The sequence below is a fragment of the Weizmannia sp. FSL W8-1119 genome, assembly GCF_038008605.1.
GTDB classification, from domain to species: Bacteria; Bacillota; Bacilli; order Bacillales; family Bacillaceae_C; genus Weizmannia; species Weizmannia coagulans.
Genome location: NZ_JBBOZL010000001.1, coordinates 790,834 through 807,972, shown reverse-complemented (window position 1 = coordinate 807,972; position 17,139 = coordinate 790,834). Strand labels below are relative to the sequence as shown.

General features: G+C 46.6%; 17 protein-coding genes and 1 tRNA gene. 1 reads left to right on the top strand and 17 read right to left on the bottom strand.

Translation table 11 applies throughout. The features are described from left to right. Positions 1-42: 42 nt before the first annotated feature. From fumC to NSQ19_RS03695, 5 genes are all read right to left on the bottom strand, one after another. Entirely contained in the window at positions 43-1,431 is a 1,389-nt protein-coding gene (fumC, locus tag NSQ19_RS03715) for a class II fumarate hydratase (RefSeq protein ID WP_013858698.1), read from the bottom strand. A 489-nt stretch (positions 1,432-1,920) separates the two neighbouring features. Further along, positions 1,921-2,169, bottom strand: a complete 249-nt coding sequence (locus tag NSQ19_RS03710; protein ID WP_013858697.1) for a hypothetical protein — start codon at positions 2,167-2,169, stop codon at positions 1,921-1,923. After that, a complete protein-coding gene (locus tag NSQ19_RS03705; RefSeq protein ID WP_013858696.1) occupies positions 2,166-2,435 on the bottom strand; it encodes a hypothetical protein in 270 nt (89 codons plus the stop codon). The genes NSQ19_RS03710 and NSQ19_RS03705 overlap by 4 nt, the downstream gene beginning before the upstream one ends. Position 2,436: 1 nt before the next feature. After that, complete coding sequence (locus NSQ19_RS03700) at positions 2,437-3,390, bottom strand: transposase (protein WP_340702408.1); 954 nt, start codon at positions 3,388-3,390, stop codon at positions 2,437-2,439. A gap of 285 nt (positions 3,391-3,675) precedes the next feature. Then, a tRNA-Arg gene (locus NSQ19_RS03695) sits at positions 3,676-3,747 on the bottom strand. A 240-nt stretch (positions 3,748-3,987) separates the two neighbouring features. On the opposite strand from NSQ19_RS03695, the gene clpP reads away from it, so the two are divergent. Continuing rightward, positions 3,988-4,578 (top strand): ATP-dependent Clp endopeptidase proteolytic subunit ClpP, encoded by a 591-nt coding sequence (gene clpP / locus NSQ19_RS03690; RefSeq protein WP_013858693.1) that lies wholly within the window; start codon positions 3,988-3,990, stop codon positions 4,576-4,578. Positions 4,579-4,659: 81 nt separating this feature from the next. Here clpP and NSQ19_RS03685 read toward each other — a convergent pair whose 3' ends face one another. The 12 genes from NSQ19_RS03685 to hprK all read right to left on the bottom strand — a co-directional run bounded on the left by NSQ19_RS03685 (position 4,660) and on the right by hprK (position 16,735). Beyond that, positions 4,660-4,929, bottom strand: coding sequence for an HPr family phosphocarrier protein (locus tag NSQ19_RS03685; protein WP_014095819.1), 270 nt, complete (start codon positions 4,927-4,929; stop codon positions 4,660-4,662). A gap of 110 nt (positions 4,930-5,039) precedes the next feature. Beyond that, entirely contained in the window at positions 5,040-5,993 is a 954-nt protein-coding gene (whiA, locus tag NSQ19_RS03680) for a DNA-binding protein WhiA (RefSeq protein WP_013858691.1), read from the bottom strand. A gap of 80 nt (positions 5,994-6,073) precedes the next feature. Continuing rightward, positions 6,074-7,054: a gluconeogenesis factor YvcK family protein gene (locus NSQ19_RS03675; protein ID WP_019721739.1), complete on the bottom strand. Its 981-nt coding sequence runs from the start codon at positions 7,052-7,054 to the stop codon at positions 6,074-6,076. Continuing rightward, complete coding sequence (gene rapZ / locus NSQ19_RS03670) at positions 7,051-7,941, bottom strand: RNase adapter RapZ (RefSeq protein ID WP_019721738.1); 891 nt, start codon at positions 7,939-7,941, stop codon at positions 7,051-7,053. Before rapZ ends, NSQ19_RS03675 begins: the two co-directional genes overlap by 4 nt. Before the next feature lie 36 nt (positions 7,942-7,977). Next, entirely contained in the window at positions 7,978-8,436 is a 459-nt protein-coding gene (locus NSQ19_RS03665) for an NUDIX hydrolase (protein ID WP_013858688.1), read from the bottom strand. Positions 8,437-8,878: 442 nt separating this feature from the next. Continuing rightward, entirely contained in the window at positions 8,879-10,294 is a 1,416-nt protein-coding gene (locus NSQ19_RS03660) for an ISLre2 family transposase (RefSeq protein WP_340702407.1), read from the bottom strand. 609 nt (positions 10,295-10,903) lie between these two features. After that, positions 10,904-11,851, bottom strand: a complete 948-nt coding sequence (gene trxB / locus NSQ19_RS03655) for a thioredoxin-disulfide reductase (protein WP_013858686.1) — start codon at positions 11,849-11,851, stop codon at positions 10,904-10,906. 174 nt (positions 11,852-12,025) lie between these two features. After that, positions 12,026-13,537, bottom strand: coding sequence for a tetratricopeptide repeat protein (locus tag NSQ19_RS03650; protein WP_340702406.1), 1,512 nt, complete (start codon positions 13,535-13,537; stop codon positions 12,026-12,028). Between the two features lie 99 nt (positions 13,538-13,636). Continuing rightward, a complete protein-coding gene (locus tag NSQ19_RS03645; RefSeq protein ID WP_013858684.1) occupies positions 13,637-14,152 on the bottom strand; it encodes an acyltransferase in 516 nt (171 codons plus the stop codon). Then, entirely contained in the window at positions 14,149-14,802 is a 654-nt protein-coding gene (gene ppaX, locus NSQ19_RS03640) for a pyrophosphatase PpaX (protein WP_019721736.1), read from the bottom strand. The genes NSQ19_RS03645 and ppaX overlap by 4 nt, the downstream gene beginning before the upstream one ends. A gap of 100 nt (positions 14,803-14,902) precedes the next feature. Next, positions 14,903-15,718: a prolipoprotein diacylglyceryl transferase gene (gene lgt, locus NSQ19_RS03635; protein WP_013858682.1), complete on the bottom strand. Its 816-nt coding sequence runs from the start codon at positions 15,716-15,718 to the stop codon at positions 14,903-14,905. A 63-nt stretch (positions 15,719-15,781) separates the two neighbouring features. After that, entirely contained in the window at positions 15,782-16,735 is a 954-nt protein-coding gene (gene hprK, locus NSQ19_RS03630) for an HPr(Ser) kinase/phosphatase (RefSeq protein ID WP_340702405.1), read from the bottom strand. Positions 16,736-17,139: the final 404 nt, after the last annotated feature.

Here is a 17,139-nt window from a genome sequence, read left to right as displayed (position 1 = left end):
ATAAGATGGCTAAAAAAAGGGGGGCAACCGCCTCCCTTTTTATCAGTGATTTAAATTGACCATTTTTTCCGGTACGATCCACTTATCATATTGTTCTTCGGTTACATAACCTGTTTTAATGGCAGCTTCTTTTAGCGTTGTCCCTTCTTTGAAAGCCAGTTTCGCGATCTGGGCTGCTTTTTCATAACCGATATGCGGATTCAAGGCCGTCACCAGCATGAGGGAACGATTGACATTTTCCCGGATCGTTTCCACATTTGGTTCAATGCCGCGCACGCATCTTTCATCAAATGACTTCATCGCATCGCCGAGCAAATGGACGGACTGCAGGAAGTTATATATAATTACCGGTTTAAATACATTTAATTCAAAGTTGCCTTGGCTTGCGGCAAATCCGATTGCGGCATCATTCCCGAATACCTGGACCGCTACCATCGTTAAAGCTTCGCACTGGGTCGGATTGACTTTGCCAGGCATAATCGAGCTGCCCGGTTCATTGGCCGGAATCGAAATCTCACCGATGCCGCTTCTCGGCCCGCTCGCAAGCCATCTGACATCATTGGCTATTTTCATTAAATCTGCAGCAAGCCCTTTTAATGCCCCATGGACATGAACGATTTCGTCATGGCTTGTGAGCGCATGGAATTTGTTATCAGAAGAAACAAACGGGTAGCCGGTTTGTTTTTCCAGTTCTTCCGCAACTTTACCGCCGAAAGTCGGGTCCGCATTAATGCCGGTGCCGACAGCCGTGCCGCCGATCGCCAGGTTCAAAATATGTTTTGCGCTTTCTTTGATCATGCGTTCGCTTTTTTCCAGCATGGCACGCCAGCCGCTGATTTCCTGGCCGAGTGTGAGCGGCGTTGCATCCTGCAAATGCGTGCGCCCGATTTTGATGATTTTCATGTATGCTTTTTCTTTTTCAAGCAGCGTTTCTTTCAGCTGTTCCAGCGGCGGCAGCAGCCTTGTCTGCAGTTCATGGTAGGCGGCAATATGCATCGCAGTCGGGAACGTATCGTTCGAGCTTTGCGACATATTCACATCATCGTTCGGATGGACGTGTTCTGCACTGTTTTGGGCGGAAAGGATTTCGTTTGCCCTTCTTGCCACCACTTCATTCACATTCATATTTGACTGGGTGCCGCTGCCTGTTTGCCAGACAACAAGCGGAAAATGCCCGTCAAATTTCCCGTCCAGCACTTCTTCACAAGCCTGGACAATAGCCTTCATTTTGGCATCCGATAATTTGCCGAGGCGGTTGTTGCTGACGGCAGCCGCTTTTTTCAAATGGGCAAAAGCGCGGATCACTTCCATCGGCATTTTTTCCCCGCCGATCGGGAAGTTTTCCTTGCTGCGCTGCGTTTGTGCCCCCCAATATTTGTCCCGCGGCACTTTCATTTCTCCGAGTGTGTCTTTTTCAATCCGGTACTCCACTTTCTTCCCCTCCTGTATGTGCTTACATTTGGCTTTTGCAAAACGGCGGCAAGCCTAAAAAACTTGCCGATATGTAGCTGCAAGTTTATTTTACTATAAATTCCCGCAAAGCAACACCTCAACGCTCGCGAGTCGCTGTTCAATTCCTTTTTGAGAACATATTTTCAGAAATCTTGCACCAAAAAAGCGGCATATCCGTTCACGAGCCGGCCAATGCCGTACATTTACCGTTTGCCGGTGTCACAGTCCTGAAAAAATGCCTGCCACTCTCCGGATTTGCCGGATTGTAACAGACATCATTCCCCGCTAACGACCGCTTGAACGGCACCCCTGCTGACTTAGGCCGGCCGTTTTTTCAATGCATTGCGGGTTGCTACCGCCCTGAGAGCCTGTTCGCAATGGTGTGCACTTATTTTATTTCATATATTCGCGGATCAAAATAAGAATTCGACAGCTTCAATACTAGTTCTGTTTCGTCATAACCCGTATTCAAGGCTTTTCCCTCTCTATCTGCCTTTTGATTTTCATGATCTCGTCTTCACTCAAGCCGAATGCTTGGGCAATGACTTTTACATCCACTTGATTTTTTAACAAGTTGATAATAAATCTTCTTAACCTTTGCTCACCTTCTTCTCTTTCTTCTTTTCTTCCTTCCTCTTTCCCCTTTTTATACCCGCGGTCAAAGTAAGAATTTGGCAGCTTTAATACTTGCTCCGTCTCGTCATAACTCGGGTTCAAGGCTTTTCCCCTTCTATCTGCCCTTTGATCTTCATGATCTCGTCTTCACTCAAGCCGGATGCTTGGGCGATGACCTTCACATCCACTTGATTTTTTAGCAAGTTAGCAATAAATCTTCTTAACTTATCTTCCCCTTCTTCTCTTTCTTCTTTTCTTCCCTTCTCTACTCCTATTTCAATTCCCTTCTTATACCCGCGATCAAAATAGGAATTCGGCAAGTCCAGGACAACTTCTTTTCCATCCACACCGGGAAATCTGACTTCCATCTTATGAATGCTCCAGTTGCTGTTTTATTTTTTCCACTTCCGTCTGGCTCAGACCGGTTTTTTCTACAATTAATTGAAGCTCCATACCCGCCAGCAACATTTTGATGGCAATTGGAATCGTTTGCAGCAATTTTTTTCTTTCTTCTTCTCTTCCCTTCTCTACTCCTATTTCAATTCCTTCTTCTCTGCCTTCCTCTTTCCCCCTCTTAAACCCGCGGTCAAAGTAAGAATTTGGCAGCTTTAATACTTGCTCTGCTTCATCCGGATCCAGCATCTTAATGTTTTCCATCACTTCCGCCTCCTCTTTTTCGTTCAGTTTTAAATAAAAATCAAAGAAACCATATAACAGCCTCATTTTTGCAAGGTCGAGTTCCATGCGTGCCAGCATCCGCAGAAACTCCAGTTTGACCTGCACCCGTTCTTTTTCTGTATACCCCATTTTGCTTAATAATGCCGCGGCAACAGGGTTGTTGCTCCGGATATAATTTCTCCAATTTTGTTTCATCAGATGAATGGATAAATAGTGAAAACGAAGAATTTCAATGTTGTGGAACGCAAAGGTGTATGTATCAGGGGTTTCTGTTTTCTCCTCATAACTGAAAACGGCAATCGGCAATACCGGTTTCTGGTGCCGGAGACTGATCATCATATAATAACGAAACATGCGTTCAGGAAAGGGTTTCTCGTAATACGACTGCGGCTCTACATGGATGAGAATCACGGTGTCTTTCCCTTTTACCTTCGTTTCGGCAAGGATATCAACCCGTTTTTGTTCACCGCCCGGAAAGTCCGTAAACTGTTCCTGCGACAAAAACCTCACCCGGCGGTAGTCGAGATCCGCTGACACATCCGGGAAAAACGCCTCCATAAACTCCTGAAAAAAGTTTTGGATCAGCTCCTTAAACAAACGATCATGTACATTGTAACCGGGTTTCTTTTCCATTACCAGTTCCAATGGCAACACCCCTTTTCTTATTTTTCAGTTTTATTATAAAGGACAAACGTTCGTTTTTCAAGTTCCATGATTTATACAGAAACTGTTCAAAACCTGAATATATGGCACTATGAACGAAATGTCGCAGGTGGCGCAATGAATGAGATTTGTAGTGCAAAATCGGTGAAAAATTCAATCGATTGTTGCATTATTTTTTCACATTCAGAGAAAAAGAAAAACGACTGCAAATGCAGTCGTATCAAGGGTTTTAAAAAATTTTAAGCTAATTGTTCAGTTTTTAGAAAACGCCCTCGGCAGGAATCGAACCCACATTTTGAGAACCGGAATCTCACGTGCTATCCTTTGCACCACGAGGGCAATAAGTGATTCAACAATAATAGATTATAAAGGACAATGAACAAAAAAGCAAGCCCCTTTTTGGTTTTATTTTATCGGAATTTGGTTATGATGGGTATTGTAGTTCAGGTGAAGGCAATTCTTTTGACCTTCATTGACCAATATTGTATGATCAGTACATAAGGATGGAGAATAATTCCTTTAACATCCATGATATAGCATATGATGGACCATCCGAAGAGAAGAAGGAGGATACTCAATATGAATTTAATTCCCACAGTAATTGAACAAACAAACCGCGGGGAACGCGCATACGACATTTATTCCCGCCTGTTAAAAGACCGGATTATTATGCTTGGCAGCGCGATTGACGACAATGTTTCCAACTCGATTGTTTCCCAGCTTTTGTTCCTGGAAGCGGAAAACCCTGAAAAAGATATTTATCTTTATATTAACAGTCCTGGCGGGAGTGTCACTGCGGGCCTTGCCATTTATGACACCATGCAGATCATCAAACCGGACGTGCAAACGATTTGCGTCGGGATGGCTGCATCAATGGGCTCCGTGCTGTTGACCGCCGGCACGAAAGGGAAACGTTATGCCCTGCCGAACAGCGAAGTGATGATTCACCAACCATTAGGCGGCGCCCAAGGCCAGGCAACAGAAATTGAAATCGCGGCAAAACATATTTTGTACACGCGCGCGAAATTAAACAAAATTTTGTCCGACCATACCGGCCAGCCGATTGAAGTGATCGAAAGGGATACAGACCGCGATAACTTCATGAGCGCGGAAAAAGCAAAAGAATATGGTTTGATTGACCATATTATGACAAAAAAAGAATTGAAATAAGATTGAACAAGGCCGTCCGCAAACGGGCGGCCTTGTGCTGTGTTTGAAAAACCCGCAGGCTGACGTCCGCATGCGCTTACATCAGGACGGAAGTTTTTCTTTCCCTTCAATATAGTTTGCCAAGTGTTCAAAAGCTTCTTCTTCATCGCTCCCGTCCACGCTCAGCGTAACAGTTTCCCCGTGGCCCGCAGCAAGGGTCATCAGCCCCATAATGCTTTTTGCATTTACCTTTCTTCCTTCTTTTTCAAGAAAAATTTCCGATGAAAAGCGGGTGGCTTCCTGGACAAATTGGGCTGCAGGGCGCGCCTGCAAACCGGATTTTAATTTCACTTCCAATTGTTTTTCGATCACGATAACCCTCTCCTTTCAAGTAGCAGGACAGGGGCGCCTTCTGCCAATACGCTCCCCGTCTTTATACTTTTTAAACCTATCCATCTTACATGATTAATTTTTGGCACCCATTATGAATTTTTATTGGCAGGCCCGTTTGCCCGCAGTTTTTCGGCAATTTCATCGATTTTGCGGAGCCGGTGATTGATGCCGGATTTGCTGATATGCCCGCCGGACACCATTTCGCCGAGTTCCTTCAACGTCACATCCTGATGGTTCACGCGCAATACTGCAATCTCGCGCAATTTCTCCGGCAGTGCGTCAAGGCCGACCGTTTCTTCAATATAGCGGATATTTTCCACTTGGCGGAGGGCCGCCCCGATCGTTTTATTCAAATTGGCCGTTTCGCAATTGACGAGCCGGTTGACGGAATTGCGCATATCCCGGACAATCCGGACATCTTCAAACCGGAGCAGGGCATGATGGGCGCCGATAATATTGAGAAATTCCGTAATCTTTTCCGCTTCTTTTAAATACGTAATATATCCTTTTTTTCTTTCAAGCGTTTTGCTGTTTAAATGAAACCCGTTCATCAGGCGGCATAGTGCATCGTTGTGCTCTTTGTATTGGGAGGAAATTTCCAAATGATAAGAGGAAGTTTCCGGATTGTTAACGGATCCGCCCGCCAGAAAAGCCCCGCGCAAATAGGAGCGTTTGCAGCACTTCTTCTTCAGCAGTTCCGGGGAAATGTTCCGGGTAAAGGTAAAATGTTCACCGAGAATATGCAAATCTTCCAATATTTCTTTTGCCCGGGCCTTCAGCCTGACAATGTAGACATTGTTTTTTTTCAGGCGCATTTTTTTCCTGACTAATAATTCCACCGGGACATCATATAATCTTTTTACAAGGACGTAAATCCGCCGGGCAATGGCGGCATTTTCCGTCTGCACATTGACAACCAGCACCTTGTTGGAAAAAGATAAAGATCCGTTCATCCGGATCAGTGCAGATAATTCGGATCTCACGCAGCAATCTTTTACTGCTAAATTGGTCAGCTCTTTTTTGATCTCTGATGCAAATGACATCCTCCAGGCCCCTCCCTTGGCAAAATTTAGAGCTATGCGAAAAAATGCACACGAAAAGGGGATGTTCCGCCTTTATCCTTTCACCGGGCACTGGAGCGTGAAAGCCATTGCTGCTTTTTCAAAATATCATAAAGGATTTCGGCAACTTTTTCCGTATCGTGGCGGATGACCCCGCCTTTATACGTTAAAATATTTCCCGAAACCACCTCCAGGCCGAGCCCCATTAAACGCTTCACGTCGTATACAACAGGCTGTGCCAGCTCCTCGCGGTACCGGCTCATAACCGGTTCCGGCACATCTTCATCATTGACGAGGATCGTATCAATGCAGGCACTGCCCATATGGTTGAAAATCGCCTGCACGTGATCCGCGGCAGTATAATGATTCGTCTCGCCCGCCTGTGTCATCAAATTGCATACATACACTTTTTTCGCATGTGCCTGGCATACCGCTTCTCCAAGACCCGGCACCATTAAATTCGGCAAAATGCTTGTATAAAGGCTGCCCGGACCGATCACGATCAGGTCAGCTTCCTGAATGGCCGTTAATGTTTCCGGAAGCGGCTGAATGACTTCAGGCGTCAAAAACACCCTTTTGATTTTTTTGCCGGACTTCGGAATTTTGGATTCCCCGGCAATGATCGATCCGTCTTCCATTTCCGCGTGCAGCACGACACTTTGGTTGGCGGACGGTAAAACCTGCCCCCGGACATTCAGGACTTTGCTCAGTTCCTTTACGGCGTGTACAAAATCTCCAGTTATCGAAGTGAGCGCCGCAATGATCAGATTGCCAAGCGAATGCCCGGAAAGTTCATCGCCGGTTTCAAAACGGTGCTGGAACATTTTTTCAAGCAGCGGCTCCACATCGGATAGAGCTGCGAGCACATTGCGGATGTCCCCCGGGGAAGGCATATCCATTTCATGACGGATTCTTCCGGAACTCCCGCCGTCATCTGCAACAGTTACAATGGCACTGATCTCAACCGGGTATTTTTTCAGCCCCCGCAAAAGCACCGGGAGCCCTGTCCCGCCTCCGATCAGCACAATTTTCGGATGCCTCATGGCTTACGCTCCTCCTTTCTTTTGATATCACGGTGGGAAATCGTTGTATGATAGTCTTTTTCAAAAAAATGGCCGATATACTCGGCAAGCGCGACAGAACGGTGCTGGCCGCCCGTGCACCCGATGCCGATCACCAGCTGGCTTTTTCCTTCCCGTTTGTAATGTGGGAGCATAAAAGCAAGCAAATCGGTCAGCTTTTCAAGAAATTTTTGCGTTTCATTCCATTTTAAAACGTAAGTGTATACCTCTTCGTCCAGTCCGGTTTTCTGGCGCATATGTTCAATGTAGAACGGATTCGGCAAAAACCGGACATCAAAAACAAGGTCGCAGTCAATCGGAATGCCGTTTTTAAAGCCGAACGACAGGACATTGACCGTGAAAACCGACTGCTTATTCGCCGAAAACTCCAACACGATTTTTTCGCGGAGTTCGCGCGGTTTTAAATTGGATGTGTTGAGAATAAGCTGCGCGCGCCCTTTCAGCTCCTCGAGGATTTTTCTTTCCTGCTGTATCCCTTCGAGCGGCGTCCCATCCGGCGAAAGCGGGTGGGACCGGCGCGTTTCTTTATACCTGCGCACGAGCACAGAATCATCCGCATCCAAAAATAAAATGGTGGGCGTAACCCACGAAGACTTGTCAAGTTCATCCAGTGCCCGGAACAAGTCATCAAAGAATTCACGGCCGCGCAAATCCATTACAAGCGCGACTTTATTCATTTTATTACTGGCATCTTTCATCAGTTCCAGAAATTTTGGCAAAAGCGTCGGCGGCAAATTATCGACACAGAAAAACCCGAGATCCTCCAGGCTTTGGATCGCAACCGTTTTTCCGGCCCCGCTCATGCCGGTAATGATGACAAACTGCATTTGATTTCCTTCTAAACCCATTCTTTTTCCCCCTGACGGAAAATTTAGCATGGCGTTTCAGCTTGGATCGAGCCTGTATGAAAGCAATTCAAAGTCGGGCGTGTACGTAAACTGGCCGTAGATGATGCCGCTTCCGTGGACCATATATTCCAAAATATGGGTATCTCCCGCCGCCATCGGCAAGTTTTTAATTTCATCAATAGCATGCCACTGCAAAATTCCTTCAGCAGATTGCTCGAAGTTTTTGCCGTCGCCGTCTGTTGCGACAAACGTAAACATCATCCATTCAGACACGGGTTTATCCCTGTCTTTGATGACAATCGTGAAAACGCCTTTTAAATCAGGGTGTTTTAAATAAATGCCAGTTTCTTCTCGGTATTCGCGAATCACGGCTTCACGGACCGATTCTCCCTGTTCCATTTTCCCGCCAGGTGCAACCCACCAGTTGCGCCGCGGCTTTTGCAGCAATAAAACCTGTCCGTCCTTGATGAATACACAATTTGTTATTCTTTGCAAAGGAGTCACCTCATATCTGAACCGGAATGATGCGGACAAATCCGCATCTATTCAACCGATGGATAAACCTTTCCCGTGCGTAAAAACCATGTACTTTTTTATTATACTATTAATGAAATGGTTGAACAATGAATGCACCCGCCCGGTATGTGTCAAGTTTTTCTCGACAAGGTTTAAATATCGGGTATTCCAAGACACTCTTTTTGTACACTTTCGGCTACCGTGCTTTACTTGCTCGGTGTAATTTTCGGAAAAGATGTAATATTTCCGTATAAAGATGGATAACGGGGATGTTGAGGCGCGCGAAATTCACTCGCTTTCCGCGGGCGGCCGGCGAGCCTCCTCGCTCGTACCTCGCTGCGGGGTCTCTCCTGGCTCGCTTTTCCCGCAGGAGTCTCGTAAATTTCGCGCGCCTCAACGATCAGTCCCCACTGAGCCAAGCTTAAAACGAAAGCTCTAATATTTTGCTTAAATGTCCCATTGCCGATGAACGGCTTGAATGCAGGGCAACTGATCCGTGCTTTACGCCCACTGACGGGCGTACAGGCTGCTTGAATAGTTGAGACATCCTGATGGATTGTTGCAAGCTCCGTTGCTTTCTCGCGCTTCTTGAACGGTGTTTCAGATAGGTTTCCTGCAATGTCCCGTTAAGCATGCCCTGTTTCACCTTTACCATGGCTTCGGCGCCAGCTTTACTCCAATGCATCCCCCTTTTCTTCATTCTGAATGAGATATGCCTTTGATTTGATTCCATTGCCCCCAGGCCTCTCGCACCTTCCGGTACGTTCTCTACCTTGTCCCTCCAGTCAAAAATGCGGTCCCAGTTTTTTAGGATGTACGAACGAAACTCCTTGACTTTCTTAAGGCTCTTTTCATCCGTCAATGTGCTTTCATGCGTATCCAAATATAACGTGAATTGGTCCAGGTCATGCGTTCTAATCGCTTTTCTAATTTGCTCTTTGATCTCGCTCTTTCCGCCCCCGAATGTCCTTACGATGGCTTGTGCAACGTGGTAGGTATCCAGCTGGTTGAGCACCGGAAATTCCGACTGTGAGAAAGCTGTTTGAAACCTTTCAGCTGTGTATCCCGCACCTCCATCACTATTTGTAATGACACGAGCTTTTTCTAGGGAATAGGTGTTGGCTGCTACAGCTTGGACTTCATCCCAAAATGTCTGGATGGATTTCGTCGTCATGATAACAACGGGATGGTGTAGAGAGACTCTTTTGCCATTGGTTTCCCATCCTTCATAGAGAATGGCGTGGTGGACTTCCAAACCCTGTTTCTTTTCTAGTCCCCGGACGAATATACCATCAGCTTCGGAAAACAGGTAATCTACCTTCTTTCCCTCAGGTAGTGAATCAGCTATTTCTAGCTCTTCTACAAGTGCCTTGTCGGCTTCAGCTTGCGTTTTCCCTACGTGTTTCACCATGTTCCCTACAGTTGTGTGACTAAGGCTCACTGCTGTCCATTCTTTTAAAATATCAGCTACCTCCCGATAGGTGTTCTCACTTGCCAACTCTGCCACCTTTAACTCCACTAACGGGCTGTATCGTTGGTATGGTAAAAGCCCTAACCATTCATCCAGAGGATAATGTGAATTCCCTTTCTGGTCATGCATTAGTGAACGTTTAAAGGTCACATTTCCAAATAAAAACTGAATGCTTCTGTTATCACTCCGGCAGTACTCCCAGCCATCCTCCAGCTTTTTTTGCTTAATTGTTTTATCTAACGTCTCAAATATTTCCCCAACCCATTGCGTAAAGGCATTCTGGATCAGAATTTTAACTTGTTCTTCAAATTCAATAAGACTTTTTGTATCCTTTAATAATCTAGCAATTATTGATATAATATCCATAGGAAGACCTCTTTCTAAATGTATTCGCCCACAAGCGTACATTTAAATGATAGAGCGTCTTCCCATTTTTTTCCACTCATCTGCCCTTCGAGTAAAATTTTACACATACACCCGCCCGTATGTGTCAAGTTTTCCCCAATCGTGAAAATCACGCGGGTGAAAGGCCGTGGCTCCCGAACTTTGTTTTGTCTTTCACCGGGCAAATGAAGGACAAATAGCCGGCAGCCACGCTTTGTTCTGTCTTTCATTATGCTGATGAAGGACAAATGGGCGCACGCCACCCCTTTAATTGTCTTTCATCTCCCGTATCAAAGAACCAGCGCATTATCAATCGGAAAAAGCAACGCAATATCCTGCACCGGCTGCAAGTTTTGCACAAAAAAAAGAGCACAGGGTTTTCCTGTGCCTGGGAGATAGGGTCTTTGAACCGCTTATAGCCGGAGCCATAAGTGTTCTTGGTTCAAACATATAAAAAAGGGGGTCAATTTATATTTATATCATACCGCAAGTTTATTTCATACGGGTTACAAACACGTTAAAACCACTTGACGTTTCAAACTTCCCTGTTTCGACAAAATGCCGGGGGATGCACGCCTTTTTATCCCGCACTCAACCGGCTTTCATAGCTTCTTTCAATTCTTCCACATAATGCTGAGCGTTTTGTGCGGCAATGCTGCCGTCTCCTGTTGCCGTGACAATTTGGCGGAGCGTTTTTTCGCGGACATCACCGGCTGCAAAAATACCCGGAATTTTTGTTTCCATTTCCTCATTCGTCACAATATAACCGGCTTCATTGGTAATGCCCAGGTTTTCAAAAGGCTTGGTCAAAGGCACCATGCCAATATAAATGAAAACGCCGTCCGTTTTAAATGGTTTTTCCGATCCGTCCACAGTCGAAACGAGCGTGACAGAGCCGACTTTTCCGTTTTCTTCGTGGATTTCTTTCACCGTATGATTCCAGATAAAGTCAATTTTTTCATTTTTAAAAGCCCGGTCCTGCAGGATTTTTTGCGCCCGCAGCTGATCACGCCGGTGTACAATTGTCACTTTATTGGCAAAGCGCGTCAGGTAATTTCCTTCTTCGACAGCCGAGTCGCCGCCGCCAACCACAACGAGGTCTTTTCCTTTGAAGAAAGCGCCGTCGCACACCGCACAATAAGAAACGCCGCGGCCGCCCAGTTCGTTTTCGCCTTTAACACCGAGTTTCTTATATTGGGCGCCCGTTGCGATAATCACAGCAAGCGCTTTGTATGCTTTTGTGCCCGCTTTGACAATTTTATAATCCCCGTCTGTGTCAATGCCTTTAATATCGCCGTATGCATATTCGGCACCAAACTTTTTGGCATGTTCAAACATTTTATTTGACAGCTCCGGGCCGAGAATCGATTCATAACCCGGATAATTTTCCACTTCTTCCGTGTTGACCATCTGGCCGCCCGGAACGCCGCGCTCGATCATCAAGGTTTTCAAGTTTGACCGCGATGCGTAAACGGCAGCTGTCATCCCGGCAGGCCCCGCCCCGATAATAATCACATCATAAATTTGTTCTTCACTCATCGTTTGTACCACTCCTTATTGAAGGGCCGCGGCCGGGAAGCCGCAGGCCGCCTGGTTCCACAAAGATGCAATTCCATACGAGTTTTTCGAAAAAACCCCACTTTCTTTTATGCAGTGGGGTTTTCTTTCATTCTCTATAGTAAAGGAATATTGGTTTATCGTCCATTCTTGTGCTTAAAGGAGCGATTTGATCCGGTTTGCGTATTTCCTTAACGTGGAGACGGAAATCCGGTACTCCTTTGCAATCGCCTGCTGGGACACTTTGTCGCCTTTTTGGCGGTGCCACAAGTAATCGAAAGCGGCGGCAAATCCGGCCTCATTTTGAAACCGTTCCCCGCGTTTCAGGCCGGTTAAAAAGATCGAAAACCAGGCGAGCATTAAGTTGGTGTAGCCCGGAAACATCGGCCCGTAATGGCTGTGGAGAATACATGCAATATTGTGGCCGCGCACAAACACCTCATCCGGGTCAAACGGCTCGCGAATATCCGATTCCAGCACATGGGCGAGGTAAATTTTTTCGGCAAGCGTAAAATCATCAAGCGGCTTAAAATCCGGATGCGAGACAATATCCGAACGGTTGCTGGACAACCCGATCATGAAAATCCCGAAAAACCGCTCGGGCAACTCCGCACTGTTCAGCCTGTCCAAAACAAATTGGACATTTTTCTCGTTCATTTTCTTTTCCATTTCCCGGTTCCATGGTTCGCAGCCTTTTTTCTCCGGATTCAGTTCCACGAGCTGTTCCCAGGCGGCTTCTGCTGCCTGTTGCCGGCCCGTATGGTAAGCCGCCTGCGAAAGCCAGTAGTAAAACGAAGCATCCCCGTCAAATCCAGCTTTTCTCAACCGGTTCAGCCAAAGGTACGCCTCTTCATAGCGTCCGACAATCGCAAATGTGGCGCCAAGTTTATATTGATGGTCCAGTAACACTGGCCGGACTTTTTCAAGGCCGCGTACAATCTGTTCCAGCTTTTCGTCATCGTGTTTATGGTAGTAAAAGACCGCTAAATTGCAAAGCGCATGAAGATTGCCGGGGTTCTTTTCGAGCAAATCCATCAGCACCGCAACCGCTTTTTCCGTCTGGCCAAGGTAAAAATACGCAAGTGCCATGTTGTTGTAGGCAGACCAAAAATCAGGATATTTCTTGATCAATTTGTTCAGCTCCGAAAGCGCCATTTCGAAATGCCCCGCTTCGAGATACTGCCTGGCTTCCTCCTGCCTTGCCATGAGTTCGTCCTGTTCATACGAAAAAGAACCCGTTTCATCCTCTTTTTCGGCGTTCAGTATATAAATGAGTTCTTCCGCTTCCTCCCTGTACTCGCCAAACGGGTCCAGTTCAAGATATTTCCGTGCATTGTATAAAGCTTCATCAAAAAGCCCGAGGTCCGCATAATTATTGGCAATAAAATAATGGCATTCGACCATGCCGGGATCAAGTTTTGCCAGGATATGGCGAAAAATGTCAATTGCCTTTCGATATTCTTCGCAATAGGTATAAATGATCGCAAGCTGGCAGGCGATGACCGGATCGTACGGGTCAAGCTGGGCAGCGCGCTGCATATATTTCAATGCTTTTTTGATATCCCGGCGGTCATAAGCCTGGACACCTTTATTAAAATAGTATTCTCCCGTCGGTATAAAAGGCAGCACATTGCCATGCTCCTGCCTTAATTTGGAATCTTTGCTCATGTTGTTCCCTCACAAACAAGTAACATTCATTATTTCTTGTAGTATAACATACAATCGGGAAGCCTTTAACCTTTTGGGATGAAGTAATTCTTCCCTTTTTTACAGTTTTGTTTGTTCCGGGCCGTTCTTTTCGCTGCTTTTATGCCTGATTTGAAGCGGGTTCCCGCAGGCAAAGGAACCGGACGGCACATCTTTATGGACGACAGAACCGGCGGCCACCACCGCCCCGTCTCCGATCGTTACGCCGGGAAGGATGGTCGTGTTCGCGCCAATCATCACATCATCGCCAATTACCACTTCACCAATCCGGTATTCATCAATCAAATATTCATGCGCGAGAATGGTCGTATGATAGCCGATCACGCAGTTTTTGCCGACTGTGATCATCTCCGGGAACAGAATATCGACAAGCGCTTTGTAGGCAAAAGCCGTCTTGTCCCCGACTTCCATGTGCAAAAAGGTGCGGTACATTTGATTTTTGAGGCGCAAAAACGGAAGAAAACGCGCGATTTCAATGACAAGCACATTTTTAAAAACTTTCCAGAACGAAACGGTTTTATAAATTTGCCAAAGGGCATTCGATCCTTTAACCGGATACCGCTTTGTATTTCTCATTTTACATGGACCCCGACAATTTCAGCAAGATCCGGCATCGTTTCGAGCATAAAATCCGGGTTGTATTGCTCAAGAAAAGCGCGCCCTTTTGCCGACCATGCGACACCGGCCGACAAGGTGCCGGCATTTTTCCCCGCTTCGATATCATGGTAATTATCTCCGATCATGATCGCTTCTTCCGGCTTCGAACCGAGAAGGCGGAGCGCTTTTTGGACAGGCTCCGGATCCGGTTTGGCCTTTTTGACATCATCAAGCGCCACCACCACGTCAAAAAACGGTTCCAATTTTGCAAGTTTCAGCCCTTTCATGATGGTGCCCTTCATTTTTGTTGAAACAATCCCGAGTTTAAAGCGGTGTTCCTTAAGCATTTTAATCGTGTCATATACGCCCGGAAATTCCTTGACAAGCGCATCATGCTGCTGAATATTATACGCCCGGTATTTGGCAGTCATTTCCTCCGCCCGTTCCGGATCGATCGACGCAAACGTGTCGATTAAAGGCGGGCCGTTAAAAATGAGCACGTCCCCGCGGCTATAACGGCCCGGATAGTACGCATTGAGCGTATATAAAAAGGATTGGATAATCAATTCGTTTGTGTCAATTAAAGTACCGTCAAAGTCAAACAGCAATGTCGTAATCCGGTTTTTCAATCTGCTTCCCTCTTTCTTTTCAAGGCTCATAAAACGTTTGGCTGTCAAGCCCGTTTTTCTGCCAGCAACGGGCTGAACTATCCGGAAAAATCAATCCTCTTCACTGCTCGTCATATCGTTTGGCCGATAAGCCTGTTTTTCTGCGGTAAAACCAGAGAATGAGCGCGCAAACAATCAGTATGAAAGATACAACCTGCGCCATGCGGATATGCGCGGTCAACATCAGGCTGTCCGTCCGCAAGCCTTCGATAAAGAACCGGCCGATCGAGTACCAGATAAGATAGGTCAGGAAAATCTCGCCCCTGTGCATCGCCGCCCGCCTTCTCAACAAAAGCAAAAAAACGAAACCTGCAAGATCCCAAAGTGATTCGTATAAAAATGTTGGCTGGTAATAAGTGCCGTTTATGTACATTTGATTGATGATCCAGTCCGGGAGATGCAAGTTTTCGAGAAAAGCCCTGGACACAGCCCGGCCGTGCGCCTCCTGATTCATAAAATTGCCCCAGCGCCCGATCGCCTGCCCTAAAATCAGGCTTGGCGCAACGATATCTGCAATTTTCCAGAAAGAAACACCCTTTGCACGTGTAAAAAGAATCGCGGTGGCGACCGCCCCGATCAGCGCGCCGTGAATGGCAATGCCGCCATTCCAGATTTTAATGATTTCACTTGTATGTTGTGCATAATATTTCCATTCAAACAGGACATAGTAAATACGGGCGCAAATAATTGAAACCGGAATCGCCCATATGCATAAATCGGCAATGATATTTTGGTCAACCGAAAGCCGGTCAGCTTCCCGCATCGCGAGGGCAAGGCCCAAAAGAATGCCGCAGCCGATAATGATTCCGTACCAGTGCACACTAAACCCGCCTAAATGAAATGCAATCGGATCGAGCGGGGTTATATTCGAATCCATTTTCCACAACCACTCCTTTTTTTCCGCGCCGTAAAGGCCAGCCTAAAATACAGCCGGCCATTTTTACGGTTCGTTCTTTTCTTCTTCTGTTCCCTGTTCGTGTTCTTCAATGACGTTTGCGAGCTTGGCCGTGAATTGCCGCGCCGCATTGACGCCCATATTTTTCAGGCGGTAATTCATCGCCGCCACTTCGATGATGATGGCGAGGTTCCGCCCCGGCCGTACCGGTACCGTCATCTTTGTAATTTCGGTATCAAGGATTTTGACTTTTTCCTCATCCAACCCGAGCCGGTCATATTGCTTATGCTCGTCCCATAACTCAAGATTGGCGATCATGGTAATTTTTTTATGGCTGCGGACCGCGCCAGCGCCAAACAACGTCATGACATTGATAATGCCAAGGCCGCGGATTTCAAGCAAGTGCTCGATCAATTCCGGCGCATGCCCGATCAGAGACCCTTCTTCTTCCTGGACAATCTCCACGCAGTCATCCGCGACAAGGCGGTGCCCCCTTTTGACAAGTTCAAGCGCTGTTTCGCTTTTGCCGACACCGCTTTTGCCGGTAATCAGAACGCCGACCCCGTACACATCCACAAGCACACCGTGGATGGCTGTTGCCGGGGCGAGCTTAAATTCCAAATAATTGGTTAAGCGGCTTGAAAACCGGGTTGTTTTCATCGGCGTCCGCATCACAGGGACCGATTTTTCTTCGGAAGCTTCTATTAATTCACCCGGCACTTCCAAATTACGTGATATCACGATGCCCGGTGTAATATCGCTGCATAAGTTGTCCATCCTGCTTTTCCGTTCTTCCGGCGAGAGCCTGTTGCTGAATGTGATTTCCGTCATCCCGAGCAGCTGGATCCGGTCGGCCGGGTAATAATCGAAAAATCCCGTCATCTCGAGCCCCGGCCGTGAAATATCGCTTGTGGTAATCGGGCGGTGGATGCCCTCTTCCCCACTGATCAATTCCAGATTAAAATGTTCAATAATATCTGCTACGCGCACCTTTGCCACTGTAATTCCTCCTGTTAAGTCCGGATGAAAACCACCAGAACGGCTTGTTGATGATTCAAAGGCTTCTTATTATTTTATCATTTCCCAAAGGGCCCGTTCCACCCTTTTCAACCAAAAATCATCCCATGCCGTATAAACTGCGTTAAAGCGGTTCAGGGCCTGCATGGCAAATTAGAGCGGATGCTGCTTTTCTCCTCTTCCAAAAGGGCGGACGCTATAAATGAACGAAAAATCGCCACCCTGTTGTAAAAAGATGGATGCTTCATGCTTAAGTCCTTTGAAATAAATGCCGGGCGGTGCGTTTTCATTGTAAAAATAGTTTGGCTGCTTGAAAATGATTTAGCCTATCGGGCCATGGCATGAAAAAACGGCGGGTATTCGCCGCCGTTTTTTCAAAGCTCCGG